This is a genomic window from Priestia sp. YIM B13489 (assembly GCF_042787645.1).
Classification (GTDB): Bacteria; Bacillota; Bacilli; order Bacillales; family Bacillaceae_H; genus Priestia; species Priestia megaterium.
On the sequence record NZ_JBHZOQ010000053.1, the window covers coordinates 34,930 to 51,853 of the forward strand.

Sequence of the window (16,924 nt, forward strand, 5' to 3'; positions counted from 1 at the left end):
ATACGTTATAGGAACATGAAAAAAAGGCTTGTCTATAAGAATTTCTTTTCGATAATCCTAATTACTCCAAACCATAAAAATCTTTTAGATTTAGCCATGTTTCATACCAAAATGTCTTAGAACGCAATGGTTGAATTAGTTTTATNCGAAGATAATCTAATCTTGGCAAAAGGAAAAGTAATTCTAAGCCGTGAGGGAGTAAAGCAACTGCTTAGAGAGTTAGAAGTAAAGTTATAACTCAAATATGAAGAATGAAAGCAGACTCTTTTCGACTTTTATACCTAGTATTTTAATTAAAATGTCTGTCCACTCTGCATAAAGACAGCACCTAATTATTTAGGTGCTGTCTTTATGTAAAAAAAGATTTCTGAATCTTCAATCAACTAACTTTATATTACCGGAAACTGATATAAACAAGCTATAACTTTGTTATAATGTCTGACACAAATAATCTAATGTTATCTTTCTTTTTATAGTTAGCATAAAACATCTTCAAGGAAGCAAGAAAGCAAAAGAACCCTTGTGGCAGTAGGGGTTCTCGATGAGGATATTTTCTCGTTAATGCAGCTTTTTATATATCTTTGACATACTAACGCTTTAGTAGGAGACGAACGAGAAAAAAATGTATAAAAAGCGCATGTTTTATACATATGCTCGTACGGAAAAATATAGTCTATATAGCAAAAATATGTTATTATGTGTCTGCACATGCATTTTATAGTAAAAAGCCACCTGTCCTGCAAATACTGGGTGGCTTTTTATTTTGCTTACCTTTTGACTGGACAAATTATAACCCAATACTATATTTTAGATATGTACATGTATATATTACACTTTTATCAACTATTAAAAGCAGCTATGATCAACCACACATGTAAGAAAAGCCCTCAATTAATTTTGAGGGCTTTTCTTACATGTGTCTCCCCTAAGTATAAATAGTGAAACTTTAATAATATGTAAAGTACTTTATTATTTACTTAATGCAATCAGATATATCTAAAGACTGATCGTGAAAAAAGATAACTATTTAGTTATCTTTTTTTCTTACCAATATAAAGCAAATGTGACGAAACGCCTAAAGTATAAGGGTCGGTTGCTGTTTTCTTTAATAATTCAATTAATCGATCAAACTCAACTTGTCCCTTGTCTGTCCAATAATTCCATTGTTCTTTAGATAAAAGAGAACCAATACTAGATGATCCAATTAGACTTAAGGTTTCAAATCCATTAGATTCCATAAAAGGATTAATTTCTTGTAGATCAAAGTAATATGCTCCTGTAAATCTTCCTTCATCCTGATGATTAAATTCGCCAGTAGCAATAAACTCTTCGATATTGTCCATTGTATTATTGGGTTTCCACGCCTCTGGATTTAACAGTGAAGAGATAGCGTGCCTAATTCGGGACATAAAGGCAACAAATACAACTCCCTCATCTTTTGTCACGCGGTACAGTTCTTTAACAGCAGCATCACGATCTTGTTCATTCTGTAGATGATACATTGGCCCCATCATCAAGGAAGCATCGAACTCTTTGTCTTTTAATAAATTTAAATCCTTTGCATCCATAATATGAAATCCATTAAATTGATTAAAAAGCTCAAGTTCTTGTGCTTTATTTTCAGCTACCTTTACTAATTTAGGAGTGAGATCAGTTAGCGTTACCTGAAATCCTTTCTCGGCTAGTGTCATTGCATATTTACCAGGATCAGCCCCATTATCTAATATACTGCCGTTTTCCGGTAGATACTCTTGTATATAATGCCAGTTTATTTGAAACTCTAAGGGTTCTCTATCTAGGCGTCCCCACTCATCAAATGTTGAGTAATAATCCATAACTTTGTTCATAAAAAAATTCCCCTTCTATGTCTTATGCAACTTCCAATAAATATAAGTATTATTTATTTTGTAGAATTTGTAAACTATTGATGGAGATTACATACAAAGTTAATTAACATAATGTGCGTTATGAATAGTCAAGATATCTAAAATCTTTGTCCATTGTTCTTAAAAAGAATATATTTATATGTCAACTATAACTCCTAGTCAGAAACTAAAAATATGACATCTTTGTTAACAACAAGGTCTTTCTCTTCTTTATCTCGAAATAACCTACTTGTAGAAAAAAATGGTAAAGGAGAAAAATTCTTATGCAAAAAATAAAATCCTCTCTTACAGGTCGCCTGGGTGGTTATACAAAGGAAATGATGAAAGATTTAAATGTGCCAGGAGCAGCAGTCGCAATCATAAAAGATAGAGAAATTATTCTTTCTGAAGGATTTGGGTATCGCGACATTGAAAATAAAAAACCTGTTACACCAAGTACACTGTTTGCAATTGGTTCATCTACAAAAGCTTTTGGGACGCTTTCTCTAAGTTTACTTGCTCAGCAACAAAAGTTTAATTGGGATAAATCTGTTCAAACGTATATTCCTGCTTTTTCACTCCATGATCCTCTAGCAAGCTCACAAACTACAGCTCGTAATTTGGCCTCTCATCGTTCTGGTGTTAGTCGTCATGAATTACTATGGTATGGATCTTCACTAACACGAAAAGACATCGCAGAAAAAATTCAATATTTGGAGCTAGATGCAATTGACTGGCGTAAAAGAGCTATAGAAGATACAGCTAAATTTAAAGAAATGATGAAAGAATTAGATAAGCCTCTTCCACAAGTAAAAGAGACAACCCTTACACATGCAGTAGAAGAATATACAGGGATATTTGAGCATCCTGCATATGGGAAAATGGAAGTGTATAAACAAAACGATACGTTATATTTAAAGTGGGAATCAGTTAATATAGAGATGAAACATCATCATTACAATGTATACACGACAAAGTGGAATCTTTCTCATACGGAAATGACTGTGTTAATTGCCTATGAGATGGACGTAGAAGGCGAATTATCACAGTTTAAATTGCATTTACCACCAATGTTGAGTACAAAGCCGATTGTATTTAGTAGACTCACAGATAGGATTTCATAAAATTAAACATAAAACTTACCACTTAAAATAATGAAAAAAGTATTAGACGAGACGCACCTTCTCGCTTAATACTTTTTTCATTATTTTATTTATATATCTCACTAAATGGTGATGTTCAACATACCTTTTCAGAATTTTTTCTTGGAAGATCGGTAACATATTCTGTTTACATAAAACAGCTTATAAGAATTTATCTGTACATACGTAAAAGCCATTTAAGACTTATCTTAAATGGCTTTTACAATGTTTATGTTATTTCATTTACTCATCAATAATTATGGTATCAGCGTTTATATCCTCGAAACAAAGATTTACTGTTCTTTGTTTCGCTCTGGTTCTATGTATTGTTCCAGCTGGTATAAGTAACGTATCATTCGGTTTTAACACGGCTGTATCCCTATCTTTAAAATCAATTAAAAGTTCTCCCTCCAAAACCATAAAAAGCTCATCTGAATTAGAATGATAGTGCCATTTGTATTCGCCTGAAAATACAGCTATACGAAGACAGTGATTATTAATATTCGATACAGGAAAATTCAAGTGTTGATCTTTAATATCTTTTGTAATTTCTTGAAGATTAATCTTTTCCAGCTCTAATTTCTCTAGCATTACAATTCCCCTTTATATGTTATCTATAATAAATTCAATTTAATTTCCCCATGTAAACTAAACCATTTGAACGATTTCCATTCATAGTTGTATATTCTACTTTCTTGTATTCTAAGGTTTCAAATTGATCTACCCATTCTTTCACACGTTCTTCGCTATGATGACGTAAAATGGCCCCATCTGGTAATTCAAAAACCCCGTATGTATGATACTTAGTGAGTGCCTTTTCATAACGTAATTTATTTCTTTCATCACTATTCAGTAGAAAGTCGTTGATGTAAATAATACCTCCTGGCTTTAGTACCCGTTTAATCTCATTTAAAATAGCGTTTTGTTCCTCACTTTTATGAACACATGTTAAAACTGCAAAAAGTAAGACAGCATCCAAAGAATCATTAGAAAAAGGAAGCTTCCCACTTTGAATAACTTGAAAATCGATTTCTGAGTTATGAGACTTAGCTCTTTTAATCATTTCTTCTGAAAAGTCTACACCATGTAAATTGTTATAATCGTAACTTCTTAATTCCAATAAAGTCCGTCCATACCCACAACCATAATCTAATATGGCAGCATTGTGATTAACATGTGTTAGGAATAATTCAGGTTGAAAAGGCGTAGTAAATTCTTTTTTATTAGCTACTTCATTCCAATATTCATCTTGTTTGATCATCTTTATGAAACAACTCCCTATTGATCTATCAACTTTTATTGCATCATAGCATGTAAAAACATAAAATAATGTGAGATATCTCATATTTTTATAATAGTAGGAGAAAAAATGAAATTTTTAAACGAGCCTATGCAAAGTTACTATATCGAGAAATACTCTATTCAATCACTTTTTTCCTTTCCAATTACTCCATTTATTCAGGTCTGCGAATTTGAACGTGGTGAATTTATCTATAAGGAAGGCTCCTATCCTCAATATATTTATTATCTTGTTGAAGGTAAGGCAAAACTCTATGTTACACACGAAAATGGGAAAGTGTCCTTGATTAATTTTTTACAAGCTCCAACATTTATGGGGGAAGTGGAACTATTAAATTCACAAAGATATTCTAAAGCTATACAAACTGTCACTAAAACCATTTGTTTAGCTATTCCTATTAACACCTGTAAAAATAAGCTCTTAACAGATGTAACATTTCTCAGATATTTATGCAGTTTTTTAAGTGAGAAAGCAACTAAAATTTCAGCAAAGTATACACAAAATCAGGCCTATCCACTCGAGAACCGTCTTGCTGCTTTTATAATGTTGTCGGCTGATGATAACTTTTATAAAGAAAAACATACTGAAGTATGCGAATACTTGGGTGTATCATATCGCCATCTACTCCATGTACTAGCCCAGCTATGTAAATCAAAGACTATTGAAAAGCAGTCGCGAGGTTACATTATTAGGGACAAAGAACGTTTGAAAAAATTAGCTGAATTAAATTAAAGACACTCATAATAACCTCGTTTCATAAGAAAGATGACTATATGTAAATGATATAAAATGTAGTTGCCATAATCGCATGTATCGAAAACATTCTAGAAGAGCCAATCCCTTTATAAGTCTTGGCTCTTTTGGGCTAATCATATTTAATTCATAGCTCAATGATGGAATACACGTATACCTGAATGTGCCATGATCATCCCATATTCATTTGCTGCCTGTGTAACTTGTTCATCTCGTAAAGAATTTCCTGTTTGAACCACATATTTAACGCCACTTTGAGCCGCACGATCGATATTATCACGGAAAGGTAGAAAAGCGTCGGATGCATAGGAAACGCCTTTTAATCTTTTTAGCCATTCTCGTTTTTCACTCTTACTTAGCCTAGCAGGGACCTCCTCAAAACATTGTTTCCAGTGCTCATTTTCTACCTCAGTAATATCATCATTCAGCCATCCATCAATTGCATTATTAACTTCTACACGAGAAATGCCTTCTCTGAACTTCATGTTAAGGGCTCTTGGATGTTGTCTTAGCCACCATTTATCAGCTTTTTCAGCAGCCAACCTCGTACAATGAATACGGGACTGCTGTCCAGCACCAATTCCAATTGTTTGGCCATCTAATGCGAAACAAATGGAGTTTGATTGTGTATATTTTAATGTAATAAGAGCAACAAGAAGGTCTCTCTTTGCATGATCAGGGATATCACATTGAGTCGTAACAATCTGATTGAAAACTTCTTTCCCAATCTGTACATCATTTCTTTGTTGTTCTAGAGTAATGCCAAATATCGTTCTTTTTTCAATTAGATCAGGCACATAATTTGGATCAATCTCTAAAATTAGATATTTTCCTTTCTTTTTCTGTTTCAAAATCTCTAGTGCTTCTTGAGTGTAGCTTGGTGAAACAATCATATCAGAAACCTCTGTTTTGAGGAGGTTAGCTACAGTTATATCCACTTCATCACTAAAAGCAGCACAATCTCCAAATGAAGACATCCTATCTGTCCCACGCGCTCTTGCATAAGCAATCGCTAATGGAGACAGGTCTAGGCCTTTAACAAAATAGGATTCAGTAAGTGTCTCATTTAGTGGAGAGTACACAGCTGCACCTGCTGGACTTACGTGTTTAAAGGATGCAGCTGCAGGTTGATCAGTAGCCTGTCGAAGCTCCTGAACCAGTTGAAAAGCGTTTAATGCATCTAGAAAGTTAATATAACTCGCTTCTCCATTTAAGATTTTAATAGGCGTGTTTTTAGCATTCCGAACTTTAGCTTTACTTTGATTTGGGTTCATTCCGTACCGTAAACCAATCTCTTTCATGTAAAAAATCCCCTTTCTAAATAAAAAAAGTATTTGAACTCATGTTCAAATACTTTGCCCAGGCGTACGGCCGTTATCTATGTGCTTCCTCATGGTTCTCCATGTTTACGCCAGTAACACATAGTCTGTTTTATAAGAAAATTTTACATAATAACAGTAATTTTAACAATACATTTAGCCGAATTTTTCTTTTTTAGTTGTATATGATATACAGATCTAGTTTACATAATACAGCTTTCCGGGACACATGAAGAAGGAAACCCTTTGGCGTAGAAGGATTTTACCTTTTTAAGTCCAAGTAAGATAGTAATAGTAACTTATAAAGCAATTGAAGGATGCAGAAATGGAGGGAAGTAAAGTTGCCTAACAGCGAGTATCCATACTATTTTATAAAGGTAGGTAAATTATATTACGTATATCATTCGTATAAGAACGTAAAAAGGAAAGAGGTATCCAGTTACGAATTTACTAATGAGGAATCATTAGCATTTCCCATTGATGAAGAGTCTGCTAAACAAGTGGCAGATGAATGTGGAGGTCATATTGTAATGAAGAATGCTACGTTTAATGATTATATCAGCCAAGGAGAAAGATGGAGTAATTTTATAGATAGAAAAAAGAAGAACATATGGAGAATCTATATCATTAATTGAATGATAAAACCTTTTAACTACTATTTATTTTGAAGAAAAACACACAATTTGTCGTCACTAAGTATAAATAATGAAACTATTAATTTTTATAAAATGTTTTAGTATTTACTTATATGCTAAAGTTAGTTTTATGTAGGTTATAAATATCTTAAATAAGTTACATCTCTAATCAACACATCAGATTAAACTAAAAATGCTGAGTGATTTAACAATTTCTATTATAATTCTTCCATGCAACCTTTATTTCTAACCTTATCATATTGAAATATCTTCCCTCGTCAAAAAATGTAATATATTACTAATGAAAACAATAAAAAGCATATTGTACACTTAATGGGTATGTAAGTAATATTTTATGGAGGTTTTAAATTGAAAGCTACTGGCATCGTTAGGAAACTAGACAACCTGGGAAGAGTAGTCTTACCCATCGAATTAAGAAGAACATTAAATATTAAAAAGAACGACCCTGTTGAAATTTTTGTAGATAATGAGAACATTGTGTTGAAAAAATATTCACCTAATTTAGCCTGTAAAGTGACAGGTGAAGTTTCNCCCAATATCTTTTTTTATATAGAAATGGAGCGGAAGACGAGGTTCGAACTCGCGACCCCCACCTTGGCAAGGTGGTGTTCTACCACTGAACTACTTCCGCTTATTAAAATGAGCCATGAAGGACTCGAACCTTCGACCCTCTGATTAAAAGTCAGATGCTCTACCAACTGAGCTAATGGCTCTCTATGGCTGGGCTAGCTGGATTCGAACCAACGCATGACGGAATCAAAATCCGTTGCCTTACCGCTTGGCGATAGCCCAATAAAGATGGTGGAGGGGGGCAGATTCGAACTGCCGAACCCGAAGGAGCGGATTTACAGTCCGCCGCGTTTAGCCACTTCGCTACCCCTCCGATATAAATGGTGCCGGCAAGAGGACTTGAACCCCCAACCTACTGATTACAAGTCAGTTGCTCTACCAGTTGAGCTACACCGGCACGGTGGTGGAGGATGACGGGATCGAACCGCCGACCCCCTGCTTGTAAGGCAGGTGCTCTCCCAGCTGAGCTAATCCTCCAAAAAAATCTATATAAGCGCTTTGATAAGCGTTATTTTCATTACTTATAATAGAATATTTCAAATAAAAAACCCCTATGCTCTTTTATAAGAGGCTCATAAGGGTCTTATTCATTGCCTGGCAACGTCCTACTCTCACAGGGACAAAGTCCCAACTACCATTGGCGCTAAAGAGCTTAACTTCCGTGTTCGGTATGGGAACGGGTGTGACCTCTTCGCTATCGCCACCAGACCTGTATTTCAATAATAATTAGTTGGTTGCGGGGACAGGATTTGAACCTGCGACCTTCGGGTTATGAGCCCGACGAGCTACCGAACTGCTCCACCCCGCGATGATATGAATATGATATAAATAAATGGCGGAGGAAGAGGGATTCGAACCCCCGCGGGCTTTAACACCCCTGTCGGTTTTCAAGACCGATCCCTTCAGCCNTGACCTCCTTAAATCTTTACTGTGTTTAATATTCAGCTTTTCTTTATTAATTTATAGTAGCGCATAGGAGCTGGTAATAAAACATACAAACGTCAAGTAACTAGTATGACAACTGTCATACATGTATGGATGTATTTTCTTAATGCAAGGAATAAGATGAATTAACTGCTATTCAGAATCAGAAGTAACTATCTCATGAAGAGGTAGCTGCTTCTGATTTTTTAATGTATATCATATATATTTTTAGTTACTATAGGGAACCCAACAAAAAGAACCTAATAAAATAACTTAACAGATAATTTTTTTGGATTTTTTTCGAGTTTTCAGAAGGATAATTATCGTTTACTAGAAACTATTTTTCTCACCAATTTCAAGTTATTTACAAGAATAAGAAAAATAATTGGGTATACTAGAGCCGAATATAGTAATTTCCAGCCATTATAATAAAAAAAGTCCGTGTTAACTACGAACCATTCGAATACAACAGAAAAAAGTGTCCAACTTAAAATATAAAGTACTTTTCTTCCTAAAGCTTTGTTAAATGGGTAAAAATTTAAAAACAAAAAACTGATAGAGGGAAAATACATAATAACTGCTAAAAGCGATAACCACTGAAACCCTTTTTGAAGATAACCATACAAATTGTAATGCAGGTCTAACACTAAATCTGTTGTTACCCCATAAGCGTAGGCAAAAATACATGTAGCATATATTTCAATAGGGACTAATTTTTTAGGTGCGAAAAATGCTAGTAAATTAAAAACTAAAAAGCACACAAAGACATACATCATTATTAGACTTCCACCTTCGATTACTAAATAAATTGGATACAATTAGTATGTCTATTTATAAAATTAAAATGTAAATTAGCCAACAATGAATAAATTTTCACATCCGGAACAAACTAACTACTCAAGACGCCGTGAGGCATCTATCCAATACTTTAAAATCCTTGTTGTTTTAAATAGAAAAACCTATTGGTGCCGGATGAACCAATAGGTTTTTCTATTTTATAACTGTATATCTTATAAACGTTTAGTTACTATAAAACACTTTATCGAAAATAAAAGAGACACTAATTAAATTTGAACTCTTAAAATTCTTTTTAGGAATTTACTTATTATCCAAAATAAAAAGTAAAAGATTAAAAAGTTAAATACTAGATTAAATACTTGAAAACTAAACTGACCATTTCTATGATAGCCTAACCAACGAGCTGGAAAGCCAAAATAATATGATCTAAAAATCTCGTCAACAACTTTAATTCCAACATGAGGGATAATTGAAAAGATTATAACAGTAACAAAACTAATAAGAGATAACGCCTTATTAAACTTCATAAAAACCTCTTTCTAAAAATCTTAATGATTACTTTATCTTACTTATCATTTTATCAAATAATTTACTTATACTCAGTTTATATTAAAAACTTACTGTAGACGTCAAGTCGAATTTTACACTTTTTGCTTATTTGCTTTTTACACTTCTGCTGAAAATACACTTTTTCGATGTNTGGACCCTTAGCTCAGCTGGTTAGAGCAGACGGCTCATAACCGTCCGGTCGCAGGTTCGAGTCCTGCAGGGTCCACCATTTATAGGGTTGGAGGAATACCCAAGTCCGGCTGAAGGGATCGGTCTTGAAAACCGACAGGGGTGTTAAAGCCCGCGGGGGTTCGAATCCCTCTTCCTCCGCCATTTTCTATTTCGGTCCCGTGGTGTAGCGGTTAACATGCCTGCCTGTCACGCAGGAGATCGCGGGTTCGATTCCCGTCGGGACCGCCATTTAAATTATTGGGCTATCGCCAAGCGGTAAGGCAACGGATTTTGATTCCGTCATGCGTTGGTTCGAATCCAGCTAGCCCAGCCATAGAGAGCCATTAGCTCAGTTGGTAGAGCATCTGACTTTTAATCAGAGGGTCGAAGGTTCGAGTCCTTCATGGCTCATTTTAATAAGCGGAAGTAGTTCAGTGGTAGAACACCACCTTGCCAAGGTGGGGGTCGCGAGTTCGAACCTCGTCTTCCGCTCCATATATATTGGCGGCATAGCCAAGTGGTAAGGCCAAGGTCTGCAAAACCTTTATCACCGGTTCAAATCCGGTTGCCGCCTCCACGTATAAGTCCTGCCGGGGTGGTGGAATTGGCAGACACACAGGACTTAAAATCCTGCGGTAGGTGACTACCGTGCCGGTTCAAGTCCGGCCCTCGGCACCATTTTAATAAGCGCCCGTAGCTCAATTGGATAGAGCGTTTGACTACGGATCAAAAGGTTAGGGGTTCGACTCCTCTCGGGCGCGCCATGAACGGGAAGTAGCTCAGCTTGGTAGAGCACTTGGTTTGGGACCAAGGGGTCGCAGGTTCGAATCCTGTCTTCCCGACCACGATTACCAGTATCAGTACCATGATGGGGCCTTAGCTCAGCTGGGAGAGCGCCTGCCTTGCACGCAGGAGGTCAGCGGTTCGATCCCGCTAGGCTCCACCAATCGGAATTTTGAACTTTGAAAACTGAACAAAGCGACAAACGTCAACGTTAATTTTTATTTTTTAAATTGAGCAAGTCAAACATTTCNTGTTCAAATCATAAGTTGTCGTTTCAACGACGCTTAATAATAATAAAACATATCAAATGAAACGTCAATAGTTTTTCTAAAAAAATTCTTTTTTATTTCCATTGTATTTTACACGTCACGGTAACAACTATTCATTAAACATTAATTATTATATCTTAATATCCCCACTCCACTTTTTTCAAATGTGAAATTGATGCTAATAAAATATGAATGAAAGAAAAGATATAAAGTATCTATGCTCTCTTTATAAGGCATACTTATAAAGAGAGGAGTAGTGATTAGTATGTATTATAGTAAAAGAAATCAAGAACCTCCGGTTCAAGAAGAAACAGAAATTTGGGAATGTACAGTAGAAAAGTGTAAAGGCTGGATGAGGAAAGACTTCTCTTACGATAGTCATCAGAAATGTCCTTTATGTAAAAGTCAGATGGAAGCTAAAAAACGCCTTATTGATAAAATCCCCCGTAATCCCCATAGAAGATAATGTACACCTATGCTTTTTAAAATATTAAACACTACCTATATATATAAAAGTCTTTGTTCATATTTGCTTTCTATTTCTAATATATGTTATAACTAATTAACCTTGTATCGATCGTCTTGTCTAAAACCCAGGCTTTTTTTAAAGCCTGGGTTTTCTATTGAACTAATAGTAGATAAATCATAGTTTGCTAATTATAAGACCATAAAAAAAGACTCCTTTATAAGGAGTCTTTTTTGTTATCACTTTTAATTATGCTTTGTGAACGTTAGCAGCTTGTGCTCCACGTTGACCTTCTTCGATATCAAAAGTAACTTTTTGACCTTCTTCTAATGATTTGAAACCTTCACCTTGAATAGCACTGAAATGAACGAATNCAGCTCAGTTTGGTAGAGCCCAAGTCTGATGAGGTCGGTGTCAAGCCCACTTAGGCCTACTATTATTCCACAGTATCTCAGTGGGAGATCCATACAGAGAAGTACCCAAGTGGCTCAAGGGGCTCCCCTGCTAAGGGAGTAGATCGTTAACGCGGTGCGAGGGTTCGAATCCCTTCTTCTCTGCCATTTTATAATTTTATCTGGTCCGTTGGCCGAGTGGTCGAGAAATTGTCCTTTTAAAAAGGTAACACGGGTTCGAATCCCGGACGGGTCATTACAAAAAAGGCAGTTTGCTGATAAAGCAAGCTGTCTTTTTATTGGATAAGAGATATTGCTTTAATCCATTATGTAAAACTAATTTAAATGTTATTAGAATGAAGATAAAAAGCATTTGATAATAGTGCCGATAACTCGGAGTATGGTGCGACAAGAAGTCGCTTTCTTACAGTGTAGCTAACGCTACTCATCTAGACGCGAAGATGATCTCCATCCGAANGTGAAGACCTGCTTCCCCAGAGCAGGTCTTTTTTTGTTTGATGTTTCTTTTCACTGTTTTTTCACTATTGGGCGATAAGATAGTATGTGTAAAGCCAATTAGCATATTTTTTCATAGTTTTACTCCCTTTCTAGTGACCTGTTTCCCCAAAACAGGTCTTTTTTTATTTTTTCTAAAAGCTTCCATCTTTTCACCGTTTTTTCACTTTTCTTTTGTATACTAAGTTTGTCAAAGCAATTTCATCATTTTTCATAAATGACCCCTATTTATTCCCCGCTTTTTGTGAGCGGGGCTTTTTTTGTAAGAAAAGCATATTTTCACCTTTTTTTTAAAAAAGCTTTTCTCTTTTCACCGTTTTTTCACTTTTCTTTTATATACTGTTCTTGTCAAAACAATTTCATCATTTTTCATAGATGTACCCTATTTGCACCCGCTTCTTGGAAGCGGGACTTTTTTTGTTTCCATACAAAAAAGCTTAACCCGGAGGTTAAGCTTTTTTCGCCTGCTTGCGAAGAACAAGCATCATAATTGTAATGACAGTAAACGCAATAAACGCTAAAAAAGGAATGGTGATAAATCCAAGCCAGTTAATATATTGACCTGAGCAAGGAACACCGCTTGTACACGTTTCAAATGCTTTAAGAGCCGGTATCTTCTGCAGGCAATAATGATAGCCTGAAAGCGCCATACCAATCACTGAAAACGGCAGGACGTATTTGTAGATGAACGTATCATTCCGATACACGGCTACACCTAGCACAATCGCGAGCGGATACATTAAAATTCGCTGATACCAGCAAAGTTCACACGGAATAAAGTGAAGAACTTCACTAAACGTCAAGCTTCCAAGCATCGCGATAAGCGCTGTAATCCACCCGAAGACCAAAGACTTGTTCATTATTTGTTCTCCTTAGCCGCATCTTTGACCATTTGATCAAAGTCATTGATTGTTTTTCCTTCGAATTTTTTGCCGCCTACATAAATGGTTGGTGTACCTGTGATGCCTAAGTTATTGGCTGTCTTCATATCTTGATCAAACGCATCTTTTCCTTTTCCATCTTTAAAAGCACTCGCTACTTTTTTCGCATCGGCATCGCTAGATACTTCTTTCAGCGTATCTTCTAAGTAAGATTCCGTTAAGACATCTTTCTTTTCATCCGCTGCGTTTTGCTTTTTATAAAGAAGTTCATGGAATTTCCAAAATGTATCGTTCCCAAGCTCTTTATATACCGTCTCGGCAAACTCTGCTGCACGAGATGAGTCATTGTTGATAAACGCATAGTTCATAAAGTAGAATTTGACTTTGCCTGTATCTACATAATCTTTTTGAATCAGCGGGAAAAAGGATTCCGTGAAGTTTTTACAAGCCGGACATTTGTAATCTCCAAACTCTACCACTTCTACCGGAGCTGACTCTTTTCCAAGATACGGCTGATTATCATATGTAAGAGCGACCTTTTCATCTCCTCCGCCCTTTGACATATTAGAAAGGACGATTAACCCTAAAATACAGACCGCAATAATTCCAATCACCCAAAAAATCCACTTGCTCGAGGACGTTTGCTGATTGGGCGTTACTTTTTTCTTTTTCTTTGCTTTTGACACAATCTCATCTCCTTCTTTTCTTTCTCTCTTACAAACTTACAAAGCTGTTAGAGCGGTAAAAATTAGCGCACACAAAATAAAAAACACGTATAGCGACGTCAGCGTTAAAATAACAGGAGGCTGCATCGGCATTTTCGTTTCCGGATTTAAAATATATTGAATGCGATAATTAACCGACGTATCAGCAAACGATACGTGCGCACACGAAAGACTTGTCTGTCCCGTTTTAACCATTTTTAAAAGGGCGCTACCGATGTGAGCAGACGTGCCATTTTTCACAATGGCATCTTGATCAGCCAGCACTTCACGCATGACTTTGAAACGTTTATGGCTCCATTTAATAAACGGAATATACCATAATGCAGAAGCAAGCGTGCTTAGTAAAAATGTTTTGAGCGGATCTTTATTTGCAACATGTGACTGCTCGTGGTAAATAACAGCTTCTAGTTCATTTTCATCAAGCACCGAGAGCAACCCTGTAGACAGAACGATGTGCGGTCTAAACAATCCCATTGTTAATGCAATGGGCTGATCTGTTGTTAAAACTGTTAAATTCTTTCCGTACGCTTTTTGCAGGTGAGCCGTTGTTGTTTCATTTCGCAGCTTCGTAATCATTTTACGGACTTTCCGCATTTGAATCACTTGCTTTACAGCTTTAATGAACAGTACAAACATCGTATGAAAAATAACCGCATTCAGCATGTATTCAATAAAAAACAAGCCGAAAAAGTGGGCTACTTTGTTACAAAGTAAAATTAAGTTAAACGATAAATTCCATCCAAACAGCAAATGCAGCACATACATGCCCATTTGCATAAGCAACGTCACGGCAATAAAAAAGCACAGGTTAAAAATAAGCTTAGAACGCTTTAGTATTCCTTGATTCATTGATTATTCATCCTTTTTTAACTGTTTGACTTTTGATTCGAGCATGCTTAACAGTGAATCATCAACTTCTTCTAACGCATCAAGCATATGAGTAACAGCAAGCGAGCCAAATTCGTCGATCAATTCGTGCGTTAACTCTTTCGACTGAGCGTCGATAAATTCCTCTTTAGAGAGAATCGGCTGATACATCGACGTACGTCCTTTTAAACGCTTTTGCAACACGCCTTTTTCCACCAATCGATTCATAACGGTCATAACGGTGTTGAAGTTCACTGCTTTTTCTTTCTCAAGCACGTGCTGCACATCTTTAATGGACATTTCACTTCCGTTCCATAAAGCCGTCATAATTTTTGCTTCAAGCGGGCCAAAAAAGCGATTAAGGCCGGTTTCGTTAAATTTGAATTTTTCAATTTTCATATTCGACACCTCACACTACCAATTGTAGTGTGAGGTGTCGAATCCGTCAACTTTTCCATGACAACTGCCTTACAATTGTCATAATCACTTTTTTACTTCATCGGTTAAATGCTGAATGGATAGCACAACTGTATCGAGCTTGGCTTCAATTCGGTGAAGTAAATAAAGCGTCACCACAACGGGAAAACCAACGTCTGAGACAAGCGTAAACCACTCTGTCATCTTCCTCTCTCCTTTTAAAAAAGCCCTTCGCACCGAAGTGGAAGGACTTTCATTTTTAAATCGTAAATTCGGTTACATTTCGCTCGACGATTTGAGCGCCTTTTCTGGAAACGAGTGCTCCGCCGCTTGAAGTAAAGACATCGCTTGCGATCAGCGCGTTCATTGCTGCTGTAATGGCTGCCGCGTCTAACGTATCTTTAGGTGATTCAATCGATAGGCTTACTGCTTTTTGTGACTCATTCAAAAACTGCATCGTTAAAGTTTTCATACTCTACCTCTTTTCTTATTTTAAAAGTGAAAACGTGACAACTTCGTTGATTTCAACAAGCGGCAGTGACTGCAGGCTGGCAATGGTTTCACTTGCTGTAATGAGTGCATCTGCAGAACCTCCAGGCTGAATGTTCATATAGGATTTTGTCTTTAAATCGGGTTTTCCATCCTCTTTTATTCCTTGTTCTAATACTAAGCGAAGCTGGCTTGAATGCTGAATTTTTTCTGCCATCTTTTATTCCCCCTTTCACTTTATATATAGAAATGGAAATAGGAAAGAGGGATGATGGAAACATAAAAATTTTTGGTTTATAATGGGAGATAGTCTGAGTTAGAAAGAGGCTTTGGTAATGAGAAAGTGGAGCTTTTTATTTTTTGTTCTAGCATTCATGCACCCAGCTTCAGCACTTGCTGACGACGGTGCAGATGAAAAAAAGCTTGGTCCGTTTTACTACACGGTTTCTCATGATTATAGTCGAGAAAAATGGGATGTAGGGGTGTTAAATCAGCAAGATAAAACGAACATTCCTGCGACTGATTTGAACGATGAAACGCTAAAATTGTTTCAGCGTACGGTTGATGATTTAGCAGACCTCGCGATTCGATTTGCTGCTATGAGCGTACTGCTTGTATGTTCACTCGCTGTTTTTACGTACTTTCGCATTCAAAGAAAACGCCCTTTTCTCCGCTTGTTTTTTGTTTTTTCAAGCGTTGGCTTTCTATTTTGCGTCTATACATCATTGGAGTTATTTAAAAAAACTGAACAAGCAAAATCTTTATTTTACTTACTATGACTTGAAACCCAAAAAAAACCAGCCGATCGGCTGGTTTTTTCATGCATTTCTTACGGTTATGTACTTCTGTTCATACGTCATTTCTTCCGTTTGCTTTTGCTGCTCCAAATGGTAATAAGCAGCGCATACTCCTCCTAACCCAGCCAGTGCTAGGACAATTAGAAGTATGGATGTCGCTTTTTTCATTGCCTTTTCTCCCCTTATGTTTAACCCTACCTAGCAACGGCATCCGTAAAAAAGAGTCCCCTTTCTCTTCTTTACTTGCTCATTACTTACGAAAGATATTATCATAC

General features: G+C 36.2%; 19 protein-coding genes, 19 tRNA genes, 1 rRNA gene, 2 pseudogenes and 1 riboswitch. Of the genes and pseudogenes, 19 read left to right on the forward strand and 22 right to left on the reverse strand.

What is annotated here, in order from left to right:
• Nucleotides 1-126: 126 nt before the first annotated feature.
• On the forward strand, nt 127-237 hold the full coding sequence (locus ACFX4W_RS05890) for a hypothetical protein (protein ID WP_377559318.1): 111 nt from the start codon (nt 127-129) through the stop codon (nt 235-237).
• A 794-nt stretch (nt 238-1,031) separates the two neighbouring features.
• Here ACFX4W_RS05890 and ACFX4W_RS05895 read toward each other — a convergent pair.
• Nucleotides 1,032-1,847 (reverse strand): class I SAM-dependent methyltransferase, encoded by an 816-nt coding sequence (locus tag ACFX4W_RS05895; RefSeq protein WP_237074712.1) that lies wholly within the window; start codon nt 1,845-1,847, stop codon nt 1,032-1,034.
• A 302-nt stretch (nt 1,848-2,149) separates the two neighbouring features.
• On the opposite strand from ACFX4W_RS05895, the gene ACFX4W_RS05900 reads away from it, so the two are divergent.
• Nucleotides 2,150-2,989 (forward strand): serine hydrolase, encoded by an 840-nt coding sequence (locus ACFX4W_RS05900; RefSeq protein WP_237074711.1) that lies wholly within the window; start codon nt 2,150-2,152, stop codon nt 2,987-2,989.
• Nucleotides 2,990-3,250: 261 nt separating this feature from the next.
• Here ACFX4W_RS05900 and ACFX4W_RS05905 read toward each other — a convergent pair whose 3' ends face one another.
• Nucleotides 3,251-3,580 (reverse strand): cupin domain-containing protein, encoded by a 330-nt coding sequence (locus tag ACFX4W_RS05905; protein ID WP_165575992.1) that lies wholly within the window; start codon nt 3,578-3,580, stop codon nt 3,251-3,253.
• Between the two features lie 52 nt (nt 3,581-3,632).
• On the reverse strand, nt 3,633-4,268 hold the full coding sequence (locus tag ACFX4W_RS05910; protein WP_080781613.1) for a class I SAM-dependent methyltransferase: 636 nt from the start codon (nt 4,266-4,268) through the stop codon (nt 3,633-3,635).
• A 108-nt stretch (nt 4,269-4,376) separates the two neighbouring features.
• On the opposite strand from ACFX4W_RS05910, the gene yeiL reads away from it, so the two are divergent.
• Complete coding sequence (gene yeiL / locus ACFX4W_RS05915) at nt 4,377-5,039, forward strand: transcriptional regulator YeiL (RefSeq protein ID WP_043979256.1); 663 nt, start codon at nt 4,377-4,379, stop codon at nt 5,037-5,039.
• 155 nt (nt 5,040-5,194) lie between these two features.
• On the opposite strand, the gene ACFX4W_RS05920 is transcribed toward yeiL, so the two are convergent.
• Nucleotides 5,195-6,361, reverse strand: a complete 1,167-nt coding sequence (locus tag ACFX4W_RS05920; RefSeq protein WP_280559328.1) for a phosphoribosylaminoimidazolecarboxamide formyltransferase — start codon at nt 6,359-6,361, stop codon at nt 5,195-5,197.
• Nucleotides 6,362-6,410: 49 nt separating this feature from the next.
• Nucleotides 6,411-6,489: riboswitch (ZMP/ZTP riboswitch) on the reverse strand.
• Nucleotides 6,490-6,720: 231 nt separating this feature from the next.
• On the opposite strand from ACFX4W_RS05920, the gene ACFX4W_RS05925 reads away from it, so the two are divergent.
• Together ACFX4W_RS05925 and ACFX4W_RS05930 are read left to right on the forward strand one after the other, a co-directional pair.
• Nucleotides 6,721-7,014 carry a hypothetical protein gene (locus ACFX4W_RS05925; protein WP_377559320.1) on the forward strand — a complete coding sequence of 98 codons (294 nt, stop codon included), beginning with the start codon at nt 6,721-6,723 and terminating at the stop codon, nt 7,012-7,014.
• Nucleotides 7,015-7,383: 369 nt separating this feature from the next.
• Nucleotides 7,384-7,563: pseudogene (locus tag ACFX4W_RS05930) on the forward strand (AbrB/MazE/SpoVT family DNA-binding domain-containing protein); the annotation flags it as partial.
• 28 nt (nt 7,564-7,591) lie between these two features.
• Here ACFX4W_RS05930 and ACFX4W_RS05935 read toward each other — a convergent pair.
• The 9 genes from ACFX4W_RS05935 to ACFX4W_RS05975 form a co-directional block, all read right to left on the reverse strand.
• Nucleotides 7,592-7,666, reverse strand: a tRNA-Gly gene (locus tag ACFX4W_RS05935).
• 9 nt (nt 7,667-7,675) lie between these two features.
• A tRNA-Lys gene (locus ACFX4W_RS05940) sits at nt 7,676-7,748 on the reverse strand.
• 4 nt (nt 7,749-7,752) lie between these two features.
• Nucleotides 7,753-7,827, reverse strand: a tRNA-Gln gene (locus ACFX4W_RS05945).
• Between the two features lie 7 nt (nt 7,828-7,834).
• Nucleotides 7,835-7,918: transfer RNA gene (locus tag ACFX4W_RS05950), tRNA-Tyr, on the reverse strand.
• A gap of 8 nt (nt 7,919-7,926) precedes the next feature.
• Nucleotides 7,927-8,002, reverse strand: a tRNA-Thr gene (locus ACFX4W_RS05955).
• 4 nt (nt 8,003-8,006) lie between these two features.
• Nucleotides 8,007-8,082 (reverse strand) — tRNA-Val (locus tag ACFX4W_RS05960).
• Between the two features lie 115 nt (nt 8,083-8,197).
• Nucleotides 8,198-8,313, reverse strand: a 5S ribosomal RNA gene (rrf, locus tag ACFX4W_RS05965).
• 23 nt (nt 8,314-8,336) lie between these two features.
• A tRNA-Met gene (locus ACFX4W_RS05970) sits at nt 8,337-8,413 on the reverse strand.
• A gap of 436 nt (nt 8,414-8,849) precedes the next feature.
• Nucleotides 8,850-9,305, reverse strand: a complete 456-nt coding sequence (locus tag ACFX4W_RS05975; protein ID WP_377559321.1) for a CBO0543 family protein — start codon at nt 9,303-9,305, stop codon at nt 8,850-8,852.
• 723 nt (nt 9,306-10,028) lie between these two features.
• On the opposite strand from ACFX4W_RS05975, the gene ACFX4W_RS05980 reads away from it, so the two are divergent.
• From ACFX4W_RS05980 to ACFX4W_RS06035, 12 genes are all read left to right on the forward strand, one after another.
• Nucleotides 10,029-10,105, forward strand: a tRNA-Ile gene (locus tag ACFX4W_RS05980).
• 11 nt (nt 10,106-10,116) lie between these two features.
• A tRNA-Ser gene (locus ACFX4W_RS05985) sits at nt 10,117-10,209 on the forward strand.
• A gap of 11 nt (nt 10,210-10,220) precedes the next feature.
• Nucleotides 10,221-10,296, forward strand: a tRNA-Asp gene (locus ACFX4W_RS05990).
• Nucleotides 10,297-10,306: 10 nt separating this feature from the next.
• A tRNA-Gln gene (locus ACFX4W_RS05995) sits at nt 10,307-10,381 on the forward strand.
• Between the two features lie 4 nt (nt 10,382-10,385).
• Nucleotides 10,386-10,458: transfer RNA gene (locus tag ACFX4W_RS06000), tRNA-Lys, on the forward strand.
• A gap of 9 nt (nt 10,459-10,467) precedes the next feature.
• A tRNA-Gly gene (locus tag ACFX4W_RS06005) sits at nt 10,468-10,542 on the forward strand.
• Nucleotides 10,543-10,550: 8 nt separating this feature from the next.
• Nucleotides 10,551-10,624, forward strand: a tRNA-Cys gene (locus ACFX4W_RS06010).
• A gap of 12 nt (nt 10,625-10,636) precedes the next feature.
• Nucleotides 10,637-10,725: transfer RNA gene (locus ACFX4W_RS06015), tRNA-Leu, on the forward strand.
• A gap of 9 nt (nt 10,726-10,734) precedes the next feature.
• Nucleotides 10,735-10,811 (forward strand) — tRNA-Arg (locus ACFX4W_RS06020).
• 4 nt (nt 10,812-10,815) lie between these two features.
• Nucleotides 10,816-10,892 (forward strand) — tRNA-Pro (locus tag ACFX4W_RS06025).
• 25 nt (nt 10,893-10,917) lie between these two features.
• A tRNA-Ala gene (locus ACFX4W_RS06030) sits at nt 10,918-10,993 on the forward strand.
• A 371-nt stretch (nt 10,994-11,364) separates the two neighbouring features.
• Entirely contained in the window at nt 11,365-11,565 is a 201-nt protein-coding gene (locus ACFX4W_RS06035) for a cold-inducible protein YdjO-related protein (protein ID WP_043978988.1), read from the forward strand.
• Between the two features lie 249 nt (nt 11,566-11,814).
• Here ACFX4W_RS06035 and ACFX4W_RS06040 read toward each other — a convergent pair.
• Nucleotides 11,815-11,937: pseudogene (locus ACFX4W_RS06040) on the reverse strand (cold-shock protein); the annotation flags it as partial.
• A gap of 97 nt (nt 11,938-12,034) precedes the next feature.
• Between ACFX4W_RS06040 and ACFX4W_RS06045 the strand changes: the two are divergent.
• Nucleotides 12,035-12,125 (forward strand) — tRNA-Ser (locus ACFX4W_RS06045).
• Nucleotides 12,126-12,922: 797 nt separating this feature from the next.
• Here the strand turns inward: ACFX4W_RS06045 and ACFX4W_RS06050 are convergent.
• The 7 genes from ACFX4W_RS06050 to ACFX4W_RS06080 form a co-directional block, all read right to left on the reverse strand.
• Nucleotides 12,923-13,333 carry a disulfide oxidoreductase gene (locus tag ACFX4W_RS06050; RefSeq protein WP_043981422.1) on the reverse strand — a complete coding sequence of 137 codons (411 nt, stop codon included), beginning with the start codon at nt 13,331-13,333 and terminating at the stop codon, nt 12,923-12,925.
• On the reverse strand, nt 13,333-14,040 hold the full coding sequence (locus tag ACFX4W_RS06055; protein WP_043981421.1) for a DsbA family protein: 708 nt from the start codon (nt 14,038-14,040) through the stop codon (nt 13,333-13,335). Before ACFX4W_RS06055 ends, ACFX4W_RS06050 begins: the two co-directional genes overlap by 1 nt.
• A 36-nt stretch (nt 14,041-14,076) precedes the next feature.
• Complete coding sequence (locus ACFX4W_RS06060; RefSeq protein WP_043981420.1) at nt 14,077-14,928, reverse strand: M56 family metallopeptidase; 852 nt, start codon at nt 14,926-14,928, stop codon at nt 14,077-14,079.
• Nucleotides 14,929-14,931: 3 nt separating this feature from the next.
• Entirely contained in the window at nt 14,932-15,345 is a 414-nt protein-coding gene (locus tag ACFX4W_RS06065; protein WP_013057865.1) for a BlaI/MecI/CopY family transcriptional regulator, read from the reverse strand.
• Between the two features lie 84 nt (nt 15,346-15,429).
• Complete coding sequence (locus ACFX4W_RS06070; protein ID WP_013057866.1) at nt 15,430-15,567, reverse strand: YvrJ family protein; 138 nt, start codon at nt 15,565-15,567, stop codon at nt 15,430-15,432.
• Between the two features lie 55 nt (nt 15,568-15,622).
• Entirely contained in the window at nt 15,623-15,835 is a 213-nt protein-coding gene (locus ACFX4W_RS06075) for a DUF2922 domain-containing protein (RefSeq protein ID WP_034650620.1), read from the reverse strand.
• Between the two features lie 15 nt (nt 15,836-15,850).
• Nucleotides 15,851-16,069 (reverse strand): DUF1659 domain-containing protein, encoded by a 219-nt coding sequence (locus tag ACFX4W_RS06080; protein WP_043981419.1) that lies wholly within the window; start codon nt 16,067-16,069, stop codon nt 15,851-15,853.
• A gap of 118 nt (nt 16,070-16,187) precedes the next feature.
• On the opposite strand from ACFX4W_RS06080, the gene ACFX4W_RS06085 reads away from it, so the two are divergent.
• Entirely contained in the window at nt 16,188-16,631 is a 444-nt protein-coding gene (locus ACFX4W_RS06085) for a hypothetical protein (RefSeq protein WP_043981418.1), read from the forward strand.
• Between the two features lie 39 nt (nt 16,632-16,670).
• Here the strand turns inward: ACFX4W_RS06085 and ACFX4W_RS06090 are convergent, their stop codons facing one another.
• The gene (locus tag ACFX4W_RS06090; RefSeq protein WP_013057870.1) at nt 16,671-16,817 is read right to left on the reverse strand and encodes a hypothetical protein; all 147 of its coding nucleotides are present in this window, start codon (nt 16,815-16,817) and stop codon (nt 16,671-16,673) included.
• Between the last annotated feature and the right edge of the window lie 107 nt (nt 16,818-16,924).

Coding starts and splice junctions, on each gene's coding strand:
- ACFX4W_RS05895 (WP_237074712.1), bottom strand. CDS start 1,847: ATGAACAAAGTTATGGATTATTACTCAACATTTGATGAGTGGGGACGC.
- ACFX4W_RS05900 (WP_237074711.1), top strand. CDS start 2,150: ATGCAAAAAATAAAATCCTCTCTTACAGGTCGCCTGGGTGGTTATACA.
- ACFX4W_RS05910 (WP_080781613.1), bottom strand. CDS start 4,268: ATGATCAAACAAGATGAATATTGGAATGAAGTAGCTAATAAAAAAGAA.
- yeiL (WP_043979256.1), top strand. CDS start 4,377: ATGAAATTTTTAAACGAGCCTATGCAAAGTTACTATATCGAGAAATAC.
- ACFX4W_RS05920 (WP_280559328.1), bottom strand. CDS start 6,361: ATGAAAGAGATTGGTTTACGGTACGGAATGAACCCAAATCAAAGTAAA.
- ACFX4W_RS05975 (WP_377559321.1), bottom strand. CDS start 9,305: ATGATGTATGTCTTTGTGTGCTTTTTAGTTTTTAATTTACTAGCATTT.
- ACFX4W_RS06035 (WP_043978988.1), top strand. CDS start 11,365: ATGTATTATAGTAAAAGAAATCAAGAACCTCCGGTTCAAGAAGAAACA.
- ACFX4W_RS06050 (WP_043981422.1), bottom strand. CDS start 13,333: ATGAACAAGTCTTTGGTCTTCGGGTGGATTACAGCGCTTATCGCGATG.
- ACFX4W_RS06060 (WP_043981420.1), bottom strand. CDS start 14,928: ATGAATCAAGGAATACTAAAGCGTTCTAAGCTTATTTTTAACCTGTGC.
- ACFX4W_RS06065 (WP_013057865.1), bottom strand. CDS start 15,345: ATGAAAATTGAAAAATTCAAATTTAACGAAACCGGCCTTAATCGCTTT.
- ACFX4W_RS06070 (WP_013057866.1), bottom strand. CDS start 15,567: ATGACAGAGTGGTTTACGCTTGTCTCAGACGTTGGTTTTCCCGTTGTG.
- ACFX4W_RS06075 (WP_034650620.1), bottom strand. CDS start 15,835: ATGAAAACTTTAACGATGCAGTTTTTGAATGAGTCACAAAAAGCAGTA.
- ACFX4W_RS06080 (WP_043981419.1), bottom strand. CDS start 16,069: ATGGCAGAAAAAATTCAGCATTCAAGCCAGCTTCGCTTAGTATTAGAA.
- ACFX4W_RS06085 (WP_043981418.1), top strand. CDS start 16,188: ATGAGAAAGTGGAGCTTTTTATTTTTTGTTCTAGCATTCATGCACCCA.
- ACFX4W_RS06090 (WP_013057870.1), bottom strand. CDS start 16,817: ATGAAAAAAGCGACATCCATACTTCTAATTGTCCTAGCACTGGCTGGG.